The 14,427-nt window shown below is 72.7% G+C and carries 10 protein-coding genes; 1 reads left to right on the top strand and 9 read right to left on the bottom strand.

Translation table 11 applies throughout. The features are described from left to right. Positions 1-49: 49 nt before the first annotated feature. From ACH47X_RS19145 to ACH47X_RS19120, 6 genes are all read right to left on the bottom strand, one after another. Complete coding sequence (locus tag ACH47X_RS19145) at positions 50-688, bottom strand: hypothetical protein (protein ID WP_397406114.1); 639 nt, start codon at positions 686-688, stop codon at positions 50-52. Between the two features lie 26 nt (positions 689-714). Beyond that, entirely contained in the window at positions 715-1,131 is a 417-nt protein-coding gene (locus tag ACH47X_RS19140; protein ID WP_397406113.1) for a hypothetical protein, read from the bottom strand. A gap of 12 nt (positions 1,132-1,143) precedes the next feature. Next, entirely contained in the window at positions 1,144-1,470 is a 327-nt protein-coding gene (locus ACH47X_RS19135) for an SHOCT domain-containing protein (RefSeq protein ID WP_397406112.1), read from the bottom strand. A gap of 66 nt (positions 1,471-1,536) precedes the next feature. Then, entirely contained in the window at positions 1,537-1,974 is a 438-nt protein-coding gene (locus tag ACH47X_RS19130) for a DUF6325 family protein (RefSeq protein ID WP_397406111.1), read from the bottom strand. A 69-nt stretch (positions 1,975-2,043) separates the two neighbouring features. After that, positions 2,044-9,216 (bottom strand): DUF5979 domain-containing protein, encoded by a 7,173-nt coding sequence (locus tag ACH47X_RS19125; protein WP_397406110.1) that lies wholly within the window; start codon positions 9,214-9,216, stop codon positions 2,044-2,046. 3 nt (positions 9,217-9,219) lie between these two features. Next, positions 9,220-9,693, bottom strand: a complete 474-nt coding sequence (locus ACH47X_RS19120; RefSeq protein WP_397406109.1) for a DUF6069 family protein — start codon at positions 9,691-9,693, stop codon at positions 9,220-9,222. 159 nt (positions 9,694-9,852) lie between these two features. Here ACH47X_RS19120 and ACH47X_RS19115 point away from each other — a divergent pair, with 159 nt between their 5' ends. After that, positions 9,853-12,228, top strand: a complete 2,376-nt coding sequence (locus tag ACH47X_RS19115; protein ID WP_397406108.1) for an arylsulfatase — start codon at positions 9,853-9,855, stop codon at positions 12,226-12,228. 47 nt (positions 12,229-12,275) lie between these two features. Here the strand turns inward: ACH47X_RS19115 and ACH47X_RS19110 are convergent, their stop codons facing one another. Genes ACH47X_RS19110 through ACH47X_RS19100 form a run of 3 tightly spaced genes read right to left on the bottom strand, consistent with a single transcriptional unit; the run spans position 12,276 to position 14,391 of the window. Further along, positions 12,276-13,070, bottom strand: coding sequence for an ABC transporter permease (locus ACH47X_RS19110; protein WP_397406107.1), 795 nt, complete (start codon positions 13,068-13,070; stop codon positions 12,276-12,278). Then, complete coding sequence (locus ACH47X_RS19105) at positions 13,067-13,828, bottom strand: ABC transporter ATP-binding protein (protein WP_397406106.1); 762 nt, start codon at positions 13,826-13,828, stop codon at positions 13,067-13,069. Before ACH47X_RS19105 ends, ACH47X_RS19110 begins: the two co-directional genes overlap by 4 nt. Continuing rightward, entirely contained in the window at positions 13,825-14,391 is a 567-nt protein-coding gene (locus tag ACH47X_RS19100; protein WP_397406105.1) for a TetR/AcrR family transcriptional regulator, read from the bottom strand. The genes ACH47X_RS19105 and ACH47X_RS19100 overlap by 4 nt, the downstream gene beginning before the upstream one ends. Positions 14,392-14,427 lie beyond the last annotated feature (36 nt).

Below are 14,427 nucleotides of genomic sequence, written 5' to 3'. Positions count from 1 at the left end.
CGGGCGCGGCAGGACGAGGCCTCACCTGAACCAGGTGAACGCCCCCGCCCTAGACGATCTTGGGAAAGACGGCGAGCAGGCTGACAGCGAACAGCAGGAGCACGCCCGCGCCCGCCAGCACGGTCCAGGACCTACGTACCGAGTCGAACCGGTTGGCGAGCGCCCCGAAGAACAGGACGAGCGCGAACAGCACGGTGAGCAGCGTGTAGTTGTCGCCGCGGCGGTTGTCGACCAGCGCATCGGCGAAGTACTCGTCGGCGCGGGCGTCGGCCTCCTGCGCCTCCACCTGACCTGGCGGGGCGTACGTGTCCAGCGCGAAGGGGCTCGGCGGCGCGTCCGGGTTCTTCAGGGGGCGCGCCGCGAGCCACTCGTCGAAGGCGGGCGTGAAGTGCTCCGTGAACCGTTCCCGCGTGAACTCGGCCAGCACCTGGTCGTCCTCGGCGGTCGCCTGGAGCCAGATGCCGAACGTCTGCAGGTCGATCGCCCGCGCCGCCTCGGCGGTCGTCGCCTGGCGGGTGGCCTCGATGCGCTGGGTGGACGCCCGGGAGAAGGCGATGGACATCTCTCCGCCCCACTTGCTCGCCTCGAAACCGCTCCAGGCGGTGAGCACCGCGGTGATCGCGAGGAGTGCCACGGCGACGTTCTCGACGGACCAGCGGGACACGGTCCGTCGCTGCTGCTCGCTCATGGCGCCCCCCTACGTCGTGACCTACGTCAGCAGCCGAGCTCTTCCACCATCGCCTGGCGCGCGTCCTGGACGTTCGCGGCCTCGTCCCGGATCGACTCGGCGGCATCGGCCACCGTCTCGTCCCCCTGGACGCCGTCGACCGCCTGTTGCAGGCCGTCCCACGCGTCGTCGAGCTCCTGGCGCCGGTCCTCGGCCACGTCGGTGGTGGCGTCGTCCAGCTCCTGCCACGCCTGCCGCACCTCGTCGCGCGCCGCGCCGACCTCGTCCACGGTGGCGTCCGGCGTCACCGTGGTGTCGAGGTCGTCCAGCGCGGTGCTGAGCCGCTCCGCCGCGGCACACGCCTGCTCGGTGTTCTCCTCGGGCGTGTCGTTGGAGCACGCCGCGGTGCCCAGGACCACCAGGCCCACCGTGATCGCTGCCGTGACCGCTGTCGTTCGCCTCACGTCGATCCTCTCTCAGCCCAGGAGCTTTGCTTTGGCGGCCGCGAACTCCTCGTCGGTGAGCACGCCCTTGCCGTGCAGCTCGCCGAGCTGCGCGAGCTGGGTCAGGAGCGCGTCGTTCGCGCCGTCCGACGGCGGCGCGGCTGCCGGCGCGGCGGGCGCCTGCTGTGCGGGTGCGTACTGCGGGGGCGCGTACTGCTGGGCCTCGTACTGCTGCTGGGCGCGGCCCGCCTGCCGCCGGCTGACCGCGCCGGCGGTGGCCTGGGCGGTGCCGGCGATGACGGCGGTGCGCGCGGCCGTGCCGATCAGGCCTGGCCGGCCAAAGCGTCGTAAGGGTGCCATGTCGATGCTCCGTTCTGTGCTGGTACTCGTGCGCGTGATGGTGCTCGTGCTGGTCGGGGTCGCCGCTCAGAGCGAGGACGCCGCGGTGTCCGCCAACGCGGCTATCTCGTTGACCGTCACGGCGGGCACCCGTTCGTGCAGGATCACGTCGGCCTCCGCGGCGACGGCCGCCGCGACCAGCTCGCGCGACCAGGTGTGCTCGACCGCGAGGACGAGCACGGAGGTGCCCGGGTCGACCGCCTCGGCGATCTCCCGCAGGTCCTCGTCGCCGGTGAGGCCGGACGCGGGCAGCTCCACGGCGACGAGGTCGATCTCGTCGCCCAGCTCGTGCGCCTCCAGGATGTCGATGTTGCCGTCCTGGTCGCGGCGCACCACGGCGAGGTCGAGCAGCGTGACGGCGCCGGTCGCGCCGACGTCGAGCACGGCCTGGGCGACCGCCGGCGGGATGCGCGGGGTGTCGAAGGCGAGCGCGACGAGCTCTACGGGTCCGAACGAGGGTTCCATGACTACCTCCAGGGAGAGAGGGCAAGGTGCGAGAACAGGCAGGCGCGGGCCGGCGGTCGCCGACCGGCTTCAGTGGTTTCCGGGGCGGCCCCGCATCCGGCGGCTGATCGTGACGACCATGCCGCCGCCCACGAGGAACAGGAGGGCGAGCAGGGCCGTCGGGAGCGGGCTCGCGCCCGTCCAGGGCAGGCGGCCCGGCGGCGTGCCCGGACCAGCCGGCCCGGCGCCGCCACCGCCTCCTGCGCCGTCGTCCGTGCCGCCACAGACGACGGGCGGCGCGCCGCCGTCCGATGCGAAGGCCGTGGTCAGGGACGTGAGCGTGGGCGCAGCCAGGCCGCCGGCCGACGCGCCCCACGTGTTGGTCACCTCGACGGGCAGGCAGACGTCGTCGCCGGCCGGCAGGTCGAACATCGCTGACCGCGGGTCGCCCTCGGCGGGGTCCGTGTCGGTGGTGATCCCGTCGACCACGATGGTGACGGCATCGGCGCTGCCGGCGTCCGTCTCGGTGACCTGGCACGTGGCGCCCTGCGGCAGGTCCTCGTAGACCGCCGTCCAGTCGTCGGCGGCGGAAAGCGTGCGGGTCGGGCCGCCCGGGACCACGACGTCCACGGCCACGCCGTCGACGTTCCGCGTGCAGGCCAGGGAGACGGTGAAGACGTCGTCCTGGTGCGTGGCGGCGTCCGCCCCGGACAGGGCCTTGACCACCTCCACCCGCCCGACGTCGAACGTGTTCGTCACCGTGAGCGCCGCCGGGTCGCCGGCCGGGATGACGGCCGTACCCGGTGCGCCGCCGCCCCCGGCGGACACGGTCGTCGAGGTGGCGCCGCCCGTGGCGGTCTCGGTGACGGCGCACTCGGCGCCCACGGGCAGCCGGTCGTAGACGACCGGGTCACTCGGCACCAGGTCCCGGGTGGCCCCGCCCGGGATGCCGATCGGCGCGCCGTCGAAGGTGCAGGCGAGGGTCACCTCGAACGGGCCGCCGCCGTAGAGCTCCGCGCCGTCGCCCTCCACGGCCTTGTCCACGGTGAGCGCGCCGAGGTCGAACGTGTTGGTGGCCGTCACCTCGACGGCGTCGGCCGACCCGACGACGACGCGCCGCGGGGAGACGGTGGTGGTCGTCGCCCCGCCGTCGCGAGGTTCGGTGACGGCGCAGACTGCCCCGGTCGGCAGGTCGGGCACCTGCGCCGTCAGCGGCCCGGCACCACCGAGCGTGACGGTGCCGTCGTAGACGACGCGCGGGCGGTCTCCGGTGTCGTCGAGGGTGCAGCGCACCGCGAGCGTGAAGGGGCCGGCGCCGTAGGCCTCGGCGCCCGCACCGTCGACGACCTTGACGAGGTCGAGGGAGCCGACGTCGAACCGGTTGGTGAAGGTGACCTCGCTCGTGCTCCCGTCGGACGAGTCCGGGGTCACGATGGTCGTGGCCTCGGTGCCCTCGGTCAGGACGGGCTCCTCGTCCTCGTGCGTCACCGTGACCTCGACGGCGGCCGCGCCGCCTGTCCCGGTCTCGGTAGCGGTGCACTCGGCACCGACCGGCAGGCCGGCGAGCACGACCTCCTCGCCGTCCTCGATCGTCACGGCCATCGGCCGCAGCGGTCCGTGACCCGTCGCGTAGACCGGCTCACCGAGGAACGTGCACTCGACGGTGACCTCGAACGGGCCGAACGGCACGGGCTCGCCGGCCTGGTCGACGGCGTCGGTCACGACCTCCTTCGACAGGACGAGGCTCGCCAGGTCGTAGCGGTTCACGGCCGTGATCGTCACGACCTCCGGCTCCCGGCCGATCGTCACGGACCCGACCACGAGCTCGGTCTGACCGCCGGCGGGATCTTCCGTCACGGTGCACTCGGCGCCGTAGGGCAGGTCGTCGATCGTCACCGGGGTACCCGGCGACACGGTGACCGGTATCGGGTCGAGCTCCTCCTCGACCCAGGTGCCGACCGCCGAAGTGCAGTCCACGGTCAGGTCGAACGAGTCGGGCGCGTACGCGGCGCCGTCGCCGGCGACCCGCTTGACCACCCGGAGCGACCCGGTCGCCGTGGCGACGCCGACCTTGGTGCCCTCGGTGGGCAGCAGGTTCAGGTTGCCCTGGCCCGTCTGCACCACGCCCGAGGCGGCGGCGGAGTTGTACGCGATGGCACCGTCCCCGGCCTCCGGCGCGGCGGGTGGCGTGGTCGTTGTGCCCTCGTAGGCGATGAACTCGCCCGGCAGGAGCGGGTTCTCCTCGGTGAGCGTCAGCACGGCCTTCAGCGCCGTGATCGTCTCGTACAGCTCCTCGCTCTCGGCCCCGGTGAGCTGGACCCATCCGGCCTCGGCGTCGTCCGTCGGGCACACCGGCTCGCCGCCGGGGTCCTCGATGTCGTCCATGCAGTAGTCGCTGGCGGTCGTGTAGAAGAAGGCGACCTGCGCGCCGGCCGGCGCGTTGACGAGGGTCGGCGGCGGGTCGTTGGTGAGGATCGGCTTCCACTGCGACCCGCGCTCCGACCGGGAGTACGAGCCCGTGTCGCCGGGGGTGGGCAGGCGGTCGTAGCTGACGACCTTCGTGATCGGAAGGTTGCCCACGTTGTCGATACGTACCCGCCACGTCTCGTCGTGCCCTGGAGCGACCACGGGCGTGCACGGATAGGCGTAGAACCCGTCCGCGTCAGGCGCACACTCCGTGCCCGGGCCGGCCGCCGGGTCCACGACGACGTCCAGCTCGTCGCCGTCGGTCGCCCTGACCATCTTCGACTCGGCCAGCACGCCGGCCGGGATGCTCGTCACGTCGGCGTCCGCCTCGCAGGCCCCGGACTCCGCGTCCAGGCGGGCGGCGCACTCGTCCCACGGGCGGTCGCCCGCCACCTCGACGGTGTTGTTCACCACCGTCCGTGCGGGCAGCCCCACGCGGAACCGGACCAGCACCGTGATCGTGTACGTCTGCCCGACCTCGAGCACCGAGCCCTCCGGGAAGGTGAACTCCAGGCTCTCGAGGTCGCCGGTCTGGTCCACGGTCACCTCGTCGGCGTCGGTCGGCAGTGCCGGCCCGTTCGCCGGGTCGGGCACCGCCCCCTCCAGCGCGTAGGTGAACGGTGCGTCGACGTCGGCCAGCCGCAGCTGCGTGCCCACGGTGTCGACCGGCATCGGGTCGGTGACGACCAGGTCGTACACGGGCCGGTTGCCGGTGTTGGTGACCGCGATGTTCATGGGGAAGACGGCGTCGGGCGCCTCGGTGCCCCCGGACACGGTGCCGTCGAAGTCCTTGACGACCTCCACGCCGTTCTCGGCGTGCACGTAGGTGACCTGCGCCTGGGCGTCGCCGTCGTCGCTCACCGGGACGAGGCCGCCGGTCTCCGGGTCGACGACGAGGTCCGCCCCGGTCGCCGTCCCGTCGACCTCGTTGGTCGCCGCTCCCGGCTCGCTCTCGCCGGGCGCTGGCGGGTTCGCGGCCAGGTCGGGCAGCACGGGGCCGCCGGTGCGCAGCTCCTCGCGGCGCTCGACGTCGATCGGCACGCTCTGGGTGGGGCTCGCGGGGTTCTCCCAGATCGACCCGTCGGTCCGCGTGAAGGTGAGGCGCAGCCCCTGCACGTCACCCGGCGCCACGCCGTCGGGCAGGGCGAACGTGCCCGACGCCGTCCCCGTCACCCAGTCGCCGCCCGTGACGGTAACCCCGTCGCCGGTGTCGGTGAAGGTGCCGCCGGTGAACGCGTCGACCTGCACCTGCTGGATCGGTGCGGTGAGGGTCGCCCCGGCGAAGTCCACGAAGTCGTACTGGTTCCAGAACCGTGGGTCGTCGTCGGTCAGCACCAGCTCGACCGCCCGGGAGAGGCCCTGCGGCGTACCCGTGAGCGTCATCCGGACCGGGCCGGTGCCGGGTTCGACCACCTGGTCCGGGTCGAACGACTTGGCGACATCGACGCCGATGCCCGGGGCCTGCAGCACCATCTGCGCGTCGTCCCAGGCCAGCGGGGCGTCGTCAGCGGTTCCGCCAGGGTCGGTCACCTGCGCGGCCGCGACGTCGGGCACCGGTGAGTAGCCGGCCACGGTCACGGGGTCGCCCGTGTACCGGTCCAGCTCGCGCAGCTGAAGGGTCAGGTCCAGGGTGCCGGTGGCCCCGGCGACGACGCGGCCGTCGAAGACTACCTCCACGCCCACGACGTCGGCGAGCTCGTCGACGGCCAGCGCCTCGGCCTGGGCCTCGGTGAGGTCTGCGGTGGTGTCGTCGTCGTACGTCAGCGTGACGGTGGTCGCCTCGGTGCCCTCGGGCGGGGTCACCGCGATCTGCCGCAGGGTGAAGGCGTCGAACGGGGAGGTGCCGTCGGCGGTCTGCACCTCGGCGCTGCCCTCCAGGCCCGGTTCGACGAGCCGGAGCTGGTCGACCCTGGCCAGCGACTCGTTCGTGCCGCGGACGGTGACGGTCGTCGAGGGGTAGAACCGCGCCGGGGTGTCGGCGGGCGGCACGGAAACCGGCCCGCCCGCCCACTCCTTGTCGACGCTCACGTTGATCGGCCGGTCGATGACGAGCACGTCGGCGTCGTCCACGTCGGTGTAGGTTCCGCCCTCGAAGGTCGCGTTCGCCTCGACGGTGTCGTTGACGAGGCCGGGATCGGCGGTGTTGTAGAGGGTGCCGTTCGTCGAGCCGAGCACCGGCTCCCCGTCGCTGCGCCGCTCGTCCCGCACCTCGAAGGTGAGCCGCAGGTGCCGACCGTCGGCGAGCGTCGACCGGGCGACGCCCTCACCCGGCTGGGGCGTGGTCGGGTCGCCGCCCAAAGCGCGGGACGGGGACTCGACATAGGTGAGCCGGACGGAGGTCGCGGACGCACGTTCGTCCGCGGTCAGGGTGTAACCGGGGAACGTGCCGTCGCAGGCCTGCGGGCAGGGGTCGCCCGCGGCCTCGACCCAGGCTCCGTCGACGAACAGCTCGACGCTCTCGACCTGGTCGTACCCGATCAGCGGGTCGACCGACTCGTCCACGGGCTCCATCCGGAGGAGGTCGAACGCGTCGTAGAAGGAGTCGGCGACCTCGGTGCCCGCGGGGTCCGCGATGTCCGAGAGAAGCATCGGGTCGACGCCGGAGAACCCAGCCGTGGACCAGGTGATCTGCGCGGTCACGTCGTCCGCGGACCGGGCCAGCACCGTCGGCGGGTCGCCGCCGAGGAACGACTTCTCGACGGCGTCGAGGTCGCCCGTGCCGTCGACCGGGAACGGGTCGACCGTGGCGCAGCCCTCCGCCGGGTCGGTGGGTGCGACCGTGGTGGACGAGGCGCTCGAGGCGGCACAGTTGGCGATCGGGTCGTCCCGGTCCGCGGGGCCGTCGTACGCGGCGGTGAAGTTGGGCTGGAAGGAGGCACCGGGCGGGAACCCGGCCTCGGAGTCGTAGACGAACCGGACGCCCTGTGCGCCCTCGGGCAGGTCGCAGCTCACGGTCTGCGGGCCGGTCCACGGGCCACAGCCCGGTGCCGGCAACCAGGCGTCACCGTCCCAGTAGCTGACGGTGAGCGTGGCGCCGGAGGGCACGTCCGTCGTCCGCACGGAGGTGGCGGTGAAGTTGTCCCAGAACTCCCCCGGGTCCGCGGGGTCCGTGGGGTCCTGGATCACCACCTGGTTCGCGGACGTCGTCGACCCGTCCGGGCCGAAGGGCAGGACCTGGGAGGGGAGCTGGACCACGACGCTCTGCCCCGGGACAGCGGGCACGGTGGACGGCGAGATGGTCTTGTCCGTCCGGGTGGCCAGCCGGTCGCTCAGGGTCACCAGGTCGGCCGACGCCGTGTCCTGCGCGTTGGGGATCGTCGCGGTGATCTCGTTGGGGTGGGTGACGTCGTCCGCGTCCTGGTCGGGGTCGGTGTCGGCGGTGAACGGCACCGCCGCCTCGCCGCCGGTGACGATCGTCCCGGTGAACTCGACGGAGAACCCGGTCACCACGCAGTCCGCCGGCGGGTTGGGCAGTGTGCCCGCCGTCGTGGTGCTCGGGCTGGGTGTGGAACCGTCGGCGCAGGTGAAGGTGACGGTCGCCGTGTCGGCGTCGGCGGGCCACTGGATGCCGGTCCCGTCGCCCTCCGGGCCGAAACCGGTGAACGTCAGCGGATCGTCCCCCTCGAACGGGCTCGGGGTGCCCGGCGACGGCTCGGTGATGGTCAGCGACGTCGTGGGGTCGCCGGTGCTGGTCGCCCCGAGCGTGACCGTCGTCGGCTCGCCGGCGCTCACCGTCGCCGGGTCGAAAGACTTGCTCGCGGTCACGCTGTTGTCGGGCGGGGTGATGAGGTAGGTGTCCTCGGCCGTCACGGGCTCGGACTCCGTGCCGTCGTGCACCACGTACGAGGAGACGTCGTTGGTCACCGTCGTGGCGTCGGTGAGGTCCGTGACGTTCTCGCGCTGCTCCACCTCGACCGGGATCGTCGCGGTCGACCCCGGCTGGATGTCGCCGCTGAACGTGTAGCGCACACCCTGCACCGTCGCCGGGTCCACGCCGTCGCCGAGGGGCAGCCACTGGGTGCCGTCCCAGTACTCCTGGGTCACGGTGTCCGCGTTCGGCGGGAGAGTGATGTCTCCGGCCCCCGTGTACCCGAGGTAGGTGAACGGACTGGGCGCGGCCGTCGGATCGACCGGGTCCTGCACGACGAGCTCGTCCACCGGGTCGTTCGAGGTGTTCGTCGCGGTGAGCGTCATCGTCGCCGGCGTCCCCGGTGCGGCGATCGCGCTCGCCGGGTCGATCGACTTGGTCGTCTCGGACGCCAGGACGAGCGGCACCTCCGGCGTGACCGTGGCCTCCGAGGAGGCCTGCGGGGCGTTGTCGGCGGTGACCGTGGCCGTGTTGGTGATCGGCACGCCGTCCGCGGCGAACGGGAGGTCGGGGTCCACCTGCGCCGTGACGAGGATCTGGCCCTGGGCGCCGTTCGGCACGCTCGGCCAGGTGGCCGTCACGGTGTCGGTCCCGGTGTCCGCGTCGATCTGGCCGCCGGCCGGACCGCTCTGGATCGACGCGCTGACCAGGACGAGCCCGTCGGGCAGCGAGTCCACGACCTGCGCGTTCGCGCAGGGGTCCGCGTTCGGGTCGGAGCACGAGACCGTGATGACGAACTGCACGTTGTCACCGGGCTCGTACGGGCCGGTGCTCACCTCGGTCTTGCTGATTCCCCACTGGGCCGCCGCCGCGGGCGAGGCGGTCAGGATCGCGAGCGGGAGGAGCAGCGACGCCGCCCCGAGCGTGGCGACGGCGCGGCTCCCCCGTCGCCGCGCTGCCGGGCGTCCGTCGGTCGTGTGGCCGGCCACGGGTCACCCGTTCCGGCCGGCGCGGGCTACGGCTGTCCGCGCGACGCCGGAGACCAGACCGAGGATCGCGAGACCGACGACCACGTTGACGAGGGCGCTCGCCAGCTTGCTGGCGAGCTCGGCGTCGCTCGCGAACGGCGCCACACCACCCACAACGGTGGCCAGGCCGAGGATCCAGCCGAAGAAGGACAGGGCGCGCGGTGTGGTGACGAGCAGCACGTGCACCAGGCCCGTGGCGACCAGTGCGCAGACGGCCGCGACGACCACGAGCCAGGTGGTGGAGGCGTCTCCCCAGATGCCCTCCCCCTCGGGCGCGAGGATCGGTATGCCGAACACCCCCCGGAAGACGACGACGCCCACCAGCGCGATGAGCGCCACGACCAACGCCGTCGCCGCACCCCCCGCCCACAGCGTCCGGGCGTCGACACCGCCCGGGCTCCACGACGGGCCCTGCGCCTGCTGCCGAGGGACAGCCATGTCTCGCCTCCGGTTCCTCGCCACCTTTGTCCGGTGTGCACTGTGCGTGGCGGCCAGGGCGGCGCACTCACCCGTTGTGGGTGAAGTGGCGCGCGACGCTGGTTCCGACGCTGGCCTCATCTCGCCGGAACAGTGCGAGCCAGCCGGAGGAGCAGCAGGATGAGCGACGCGCCCGCAGGTCAGCCCGATGCCTACCCACTCCACCTGGACCGGTACCACCTGCCCGAACCGGAGTGGGACTTCCCGAACGCGACCATCGACACGTACGCGTCCGAGTCCGCACCGGACTTCCCGCCGCCCACCACCGCGCCCCCGGGCTCGCCCAACATCCTGCTCGTGCTGCTGGACGACGTGGGGTTCGGCTGGCCGAGCGTCAGCGGCGGACTGGTGCGGATGCCGACTGCCGAGCGGCTGCACGCGCGGGGCCTGTTCTACAACCAGTTCCACACGACGGCCCTGTGCTCACCGACACGCGCGGCACTGCTGACGGGACGCAACCACCACACCGTGGCGACCGGCGTCATCCAGGAGATGGCGACCGGGTACCCGGGCTACTGCGGCATCATCCCCAAGAGCTGCGCCACCCTGGCCGACCTGCTCAAGCGCGCCGGCTACGCGTGCGGCTGGTGGGGCAAGAACCACAACGTGCCCGACAACCAGACGAGCCCGGCCGGTCCGTTCGACAACTGGCCCACGAACCAGGGCTTCGACTACTTCTACGGGTTCATCTCCGGCGAGACCGACCAGTTCTACCCCTCGCTGATCCGCAACACCACCCCCGTGGAGCCGCCGCGCCGGCCCGAGGAGGGATACCACCTGACCAGCGACCTGGCCGACGACGCGATCGCCTGGGTGCGCTCGCAGAAGGCGATCGCGCCGGACCGGCCGGTCCTGACCTACTTCGCCCCGGGCGCCGCGCACGCCCCGCACCAGCCGCCCCTGGACTGGCGAGGCCGCAACGCGGGCCGTTTCGACATGGGCTGGGACGAGTACCGCCGGACCGTGCACGAGAACCAGCGCCGGATGGGGATCGTCCCCGAGGACAGCCTTCTGACCGAACGACCCGAGCAGATCCCGTCGTGGGACAGCCAGCCGGAGCCGCACCGGGCGCTGTTCGCTCGGCAGGCCGAGAACTTCGCGGACTTCCTGGAGGCGACGGACCACGAGGTCGGTCGGGTGGTCGACGCCTTCGAGGAGATCGGCGAGCTGGACAACACCATCGTCATCTACATCCTCGGCGACAACGGATCGTCCGGCGAAGGGTCGCTGGTCGGTACACCGAACGAGATCATGAGCCTCAACGGCCAGCAGCCGACGATCGACGAGGCGATGGGCTTCCTGGACCGCTGGGGGATGCCCGGTACGTCGCCGCACTACGCGGTCGGCTGGGCGCACGCGGGAGACACGCCGTTCCAGTGGACCAAGCAGATCGCGTCGCACCTCGGCGGCACCCGCAACGGGATGATCGTCTCGTGGCCGCGGCGGATCACCGAGCAGGGCGGTCTGCGCACCCAGTTCCACCATGTGGTGGACATCGTGCCGACCCTGCTGGAGATCGTCGGCGTGCGTGAGCCCACCTCGGTCAACGGGTACGTGCAGAAGCCGGTCGAGGGCACCAGCCTCGCGTACAGCTTCGGCGCCGACGCCGCCGACCAGCCGAGCCGGCACCAGACGCAGTACTTCGAGATGCTCGGCAACCGTGCGATCTACCACGACGGATGGATGGCCTCGTGCCGGCACGGCCGGCTGCCCTGGGAGACGTCGGGCTCGTACTCGTTCGAGGACGACACCTGGGAGCTGTACCACCTCAGCGAGGACTACAGCCAGGCGGTCGACCTCGCCGCGCAGGAGCCCGGTCGGCTCCGCGACCTGCAGGACCGGTTCATGGCCGAGGCGGCCAAGCACAACGTGCTGCCGCTCGACGACCGGTTCGCCGAGCGGCTCGACACGACGCTGCGGCCAAGCTTCTTCGCCGGGCGTCAGCACGTGGTGTTCCACCCCGGGATGGTGCGGCTGCCCGAGGGGTCCGCTCCGAAGATGGTCGGGGTGCCCCACACGATCACCGTGCCGCTGGTCGTCCCGGACCAGGGAGCAGAAGGCGTGCTGTGTGCGCTGGGGGGCGAGGCCGCCGGGTTCACGCTCTTCCTGTGGGAGGGCCGGGTGCGCTACCACTACAACTACTTCGGCATCGAGCGTTACGACGCGGTCGCCGAGCAGGCGCTGAGCCCCGGATCTCACACCGTGGTCGTAGACTTCGCGCCGGACTCGCCGACGCCAGGCGCACCCGCCGTGGTCACCCTCACCGTCGACGGAGAGCAGGTCGCCCGGACCAGGATCGACCGGCAGGTCCCCATGCGCTGCGGCACGGAGACGTTCGACGTCGGCATGGACTGCGTGTCCCCGGTCTGCGCGGACTACGCCGACCGGGGCCTGTTCCCCTTCACCGGCACGCTGACATCGGTCACGTTCGACTTCGGCGGGCCGGACGAGACCCCGGGGATGGAGCGGCTCAAGCTGGCCACGCAGATGGACTGACGGACGGTCCGCACCTGGTGTCGACGGCCGGCATCGGGCGCGGGCCGTCACACGTCCGTGAGCCGTCGCCAGGCGAGGACGACGGCGGCCACGGCCAGCGGGCCGACCGCGGCGGCAAGAAACAGGTGCGGCAACCCGACGGCGGACGCCGCCTCGGCACCGCCCATTCCTGCCCACAACGACGGTGCCGCGTACGGGAACCAGGTTCCCCCGCCGAGCAGGACCACGATCTGGGTGAGCGCGACCATGCCCACCAGGGCGCCGACGGTGCCGAGCTGGCTGCGCGTCACCGTCGCGACCCAGGCGAACGGCAGGGCCAGCCCACCCCCGAGGAGGCCGGCGACCAGAGCGGTCCGCGCCCCGGCCCAGGCCCCGGCGAGGGCCGTGCCCTGCGTGGCGCTGACGACGGCCGAGGCCGCGAGGGTCAGGCCGACGGTCAGCAGCACGCATCCGGCGATCCAGGCCAGAGCGACCAGGCATTTCGCCAGAGCGATCACGCCCCGGGAGACGGCGAGGCCCGAGAGTGCACCGGCCGTTCCGGTCTCGAGCTCACGGCCGAACGACCAGGCGACACAGAACCCGCCCGCAGCCAGCACGGCGACCGACAGCACCTGGGCGCAGACCGCGAGGTGGGTCGCGGCGAGGTCTCCGGTGGCATAGTCCGCGAGCTTGGCCGCCGCCGGGCCGACCGCCTGCGGGGAGCGCGCGAGCGCGACCATGCCCACCGACCCGAGTGGTACCAGCACCAGGAGCAGGCCGGTCGCCAGGCGCGCGACGACGGAGCGGCGCAGCTTGAGCGTCTCGACGGCAAGGGCGGCGCGTAGCGCGGCGAGACCGGTCATGCGTGGCTCCGGGGCTCGGCAGCGCGTTCGGCGCGGCCGGCAGAGGCGTCGGCGGCGAGCACCATGGCGAAGAACCGCTGCTCCAGATCGGTGCCACCCGGCTCCAGGCGGCCGACGTCGCGGCCGGCATGCAGCACCACGATCTCGTCCGCGATCCGCGCGACCTCGTCCAGGTGGTGGCTCGAGACCAGCACGCCCGCGCCGTCTTCAGCCAGACCGCGCACCAGGGCGCGCACCAGGACCACGCCCTGGGGGTCCAGCGCGCTGGTGGGTTCGTCGAGGATCAGCGCGCTCGGTCGGTGCAACGTGGCGCAGCCGACCCCGAGCCGCTGGCGGTTGCCCATCGAGAGCGTGGCGGCGCGTACCTGTCGCCACGGGTCGAGCCCCAACCCGTCGACCGCGGCGTCCGCCGTCGCCACGGCCAGCGGTCGGGGCATGCCGTGCAGGCGGGCGGCGCAGCGCAGGTTCTCGGTGACGGTCAGCTCGGGATAGACGAGCGGGGTGTCGATCACGTGGCCGAAGCGCGCGGCGAGCGCCCGGGGCAGGCCGACCGGGTCGTGGTCCATGACGCGGGCGCTGCCGCGTCCGGGGCGCAGCCTGCCGGCGAGCGCGCGCAGGGCCGTGGTCTTGCCGGCTCCGTTGAGGCCGATCAGGGCCACGACCTGCCCGGGGCGGACCGTGAGCGTGAGCCGGTCGAGGGCGGGCCGGCCGCCGAAGTCGTGCGAGACGGCGTCGAGCACGAGGACCGGAGCGGTCATGACGACGCACCCGCCGGGGCGAGCTGCGCCAGGGCGCGGCGTACGAGGTCGGCCAGCGTGACGTCGGCGGGAGCGGAACCCCACTCCAGCAGTGCCGCCGTGACGGCGGCGAGGCACGCCGAGGCGGCGATGTTCGCCTCCAGCCGGCCGACGTCGTCGGCGAGCAGCCGGGCCGCGATCGCGTCCTGCGTGGTTTGCGTACCGATCGCCACGGCGGCCCGCAGGGACGGCTCGCGCGCGACGAGCGCGACCCGACGCCGGGCCGTGGCGTCCTCTGTCGGAGTGATGTGCCCGAGCGCGGCGAGCAGACCGGCCCGGACCCGTTCCAGGGGTGGCAGCGCGGTCGGTTGCGCGCCGACGGCCTGGGCGATCAGCGGGTCGTACGGGTCGGTGACCAGCACCGCGTCCTTGGTCGGGAAGTGCCGGAAGAACGTCATCGGCGTGATCCCGGCGGCCTCGGCGATCTGGTTCACCGTGGTCGAGCCGTAGCCCTGGCGCTCGAACAGGTCGAGCGCCACGTCGAGGATCCGAGCGCGGGTGCGGAGCGTCCGAGGGGTCACCATCCCTGAATGTTAGTGACTAACATTCAGGGATGGCAA

Origin of the sequence: Promicromonospora kroppenstedtii (assembly GCF_044389675.1) — a bacterium.
In the GTDB taxonomy this organism is placed as follows: Bacteria; Actinomycetota; Actinomycetes; order Actinomycetales; family Cellulomonadaceae; genus Promicromonospora; species Promicromonospora kroppenstedtii.
The sequence above is the reverse complement of the archived record's forward strand: the minus strand, read 5'-3'. Positions and strand labels throughout refer to the sequence as shown.

Bases quoted from the DNA above. Each gene is read 5' to 3' on its own strand.
- ACH47X_RS19145 (WP_397406114.1), bottom strand. From the start codon at position 688: ATGAGCGAGCAGCAGCGACGGACCGTGTCCCGCTGGTCCGTCGAGAAC.
- ACH47X_RS19135 (WP_397406112.1), bottom strand. From the start codon at position 1,470: ATGGCACCCTTACGACGCTTTGGCCGGCCAGGCCTGATCGGCACGGCC.
- ACH47X_RS19130 (WP_397406111.1), bottom strand. From the start codon at position 1,974: ATGGAACCCTCGTTCGGACCCGTAGAGCTCGTCGCGCTCGCCTTCGAC.
- ACH47X_RS19120 (WP_397406109.1), bottom strand. From the start codon at position 9,693: ATGGCTGTCCCTCGGCAGCAGGCGCAGGGCCCGTCGTGGAGCCCGGGC.
- ACH47X_RS19115 (WP_397406108.1), top strand. From the start codon at position 9,853: ATGAGCGACGCGCCCGCAGGTCAGCCCGATGCCTACCCACTCCACCTG.
- ACH47X_RS19110 (WP_397406107.1), bottom strand. From the start codon at position 13,070: ATGACCGGTCTCGCCGCGCTACGCGCCGCCCTTGCCGTCGAGACGCTC.
- ACH47X_RS19105 (WP_397406106.1), bottom strand. From the start codon at position 13,828: ATGACCGCTCCGGTCCTCGTGCTCGACGCCGTCTCGCACGACTTCGGC.
- ACH47X_RS19100 (WP_397406105.1), bottom strand. From the start codon at position 14,391: ATGGTGACCCCTCGGACGCTCCGCACCCGCGCTCGGATCCTCGACGTG.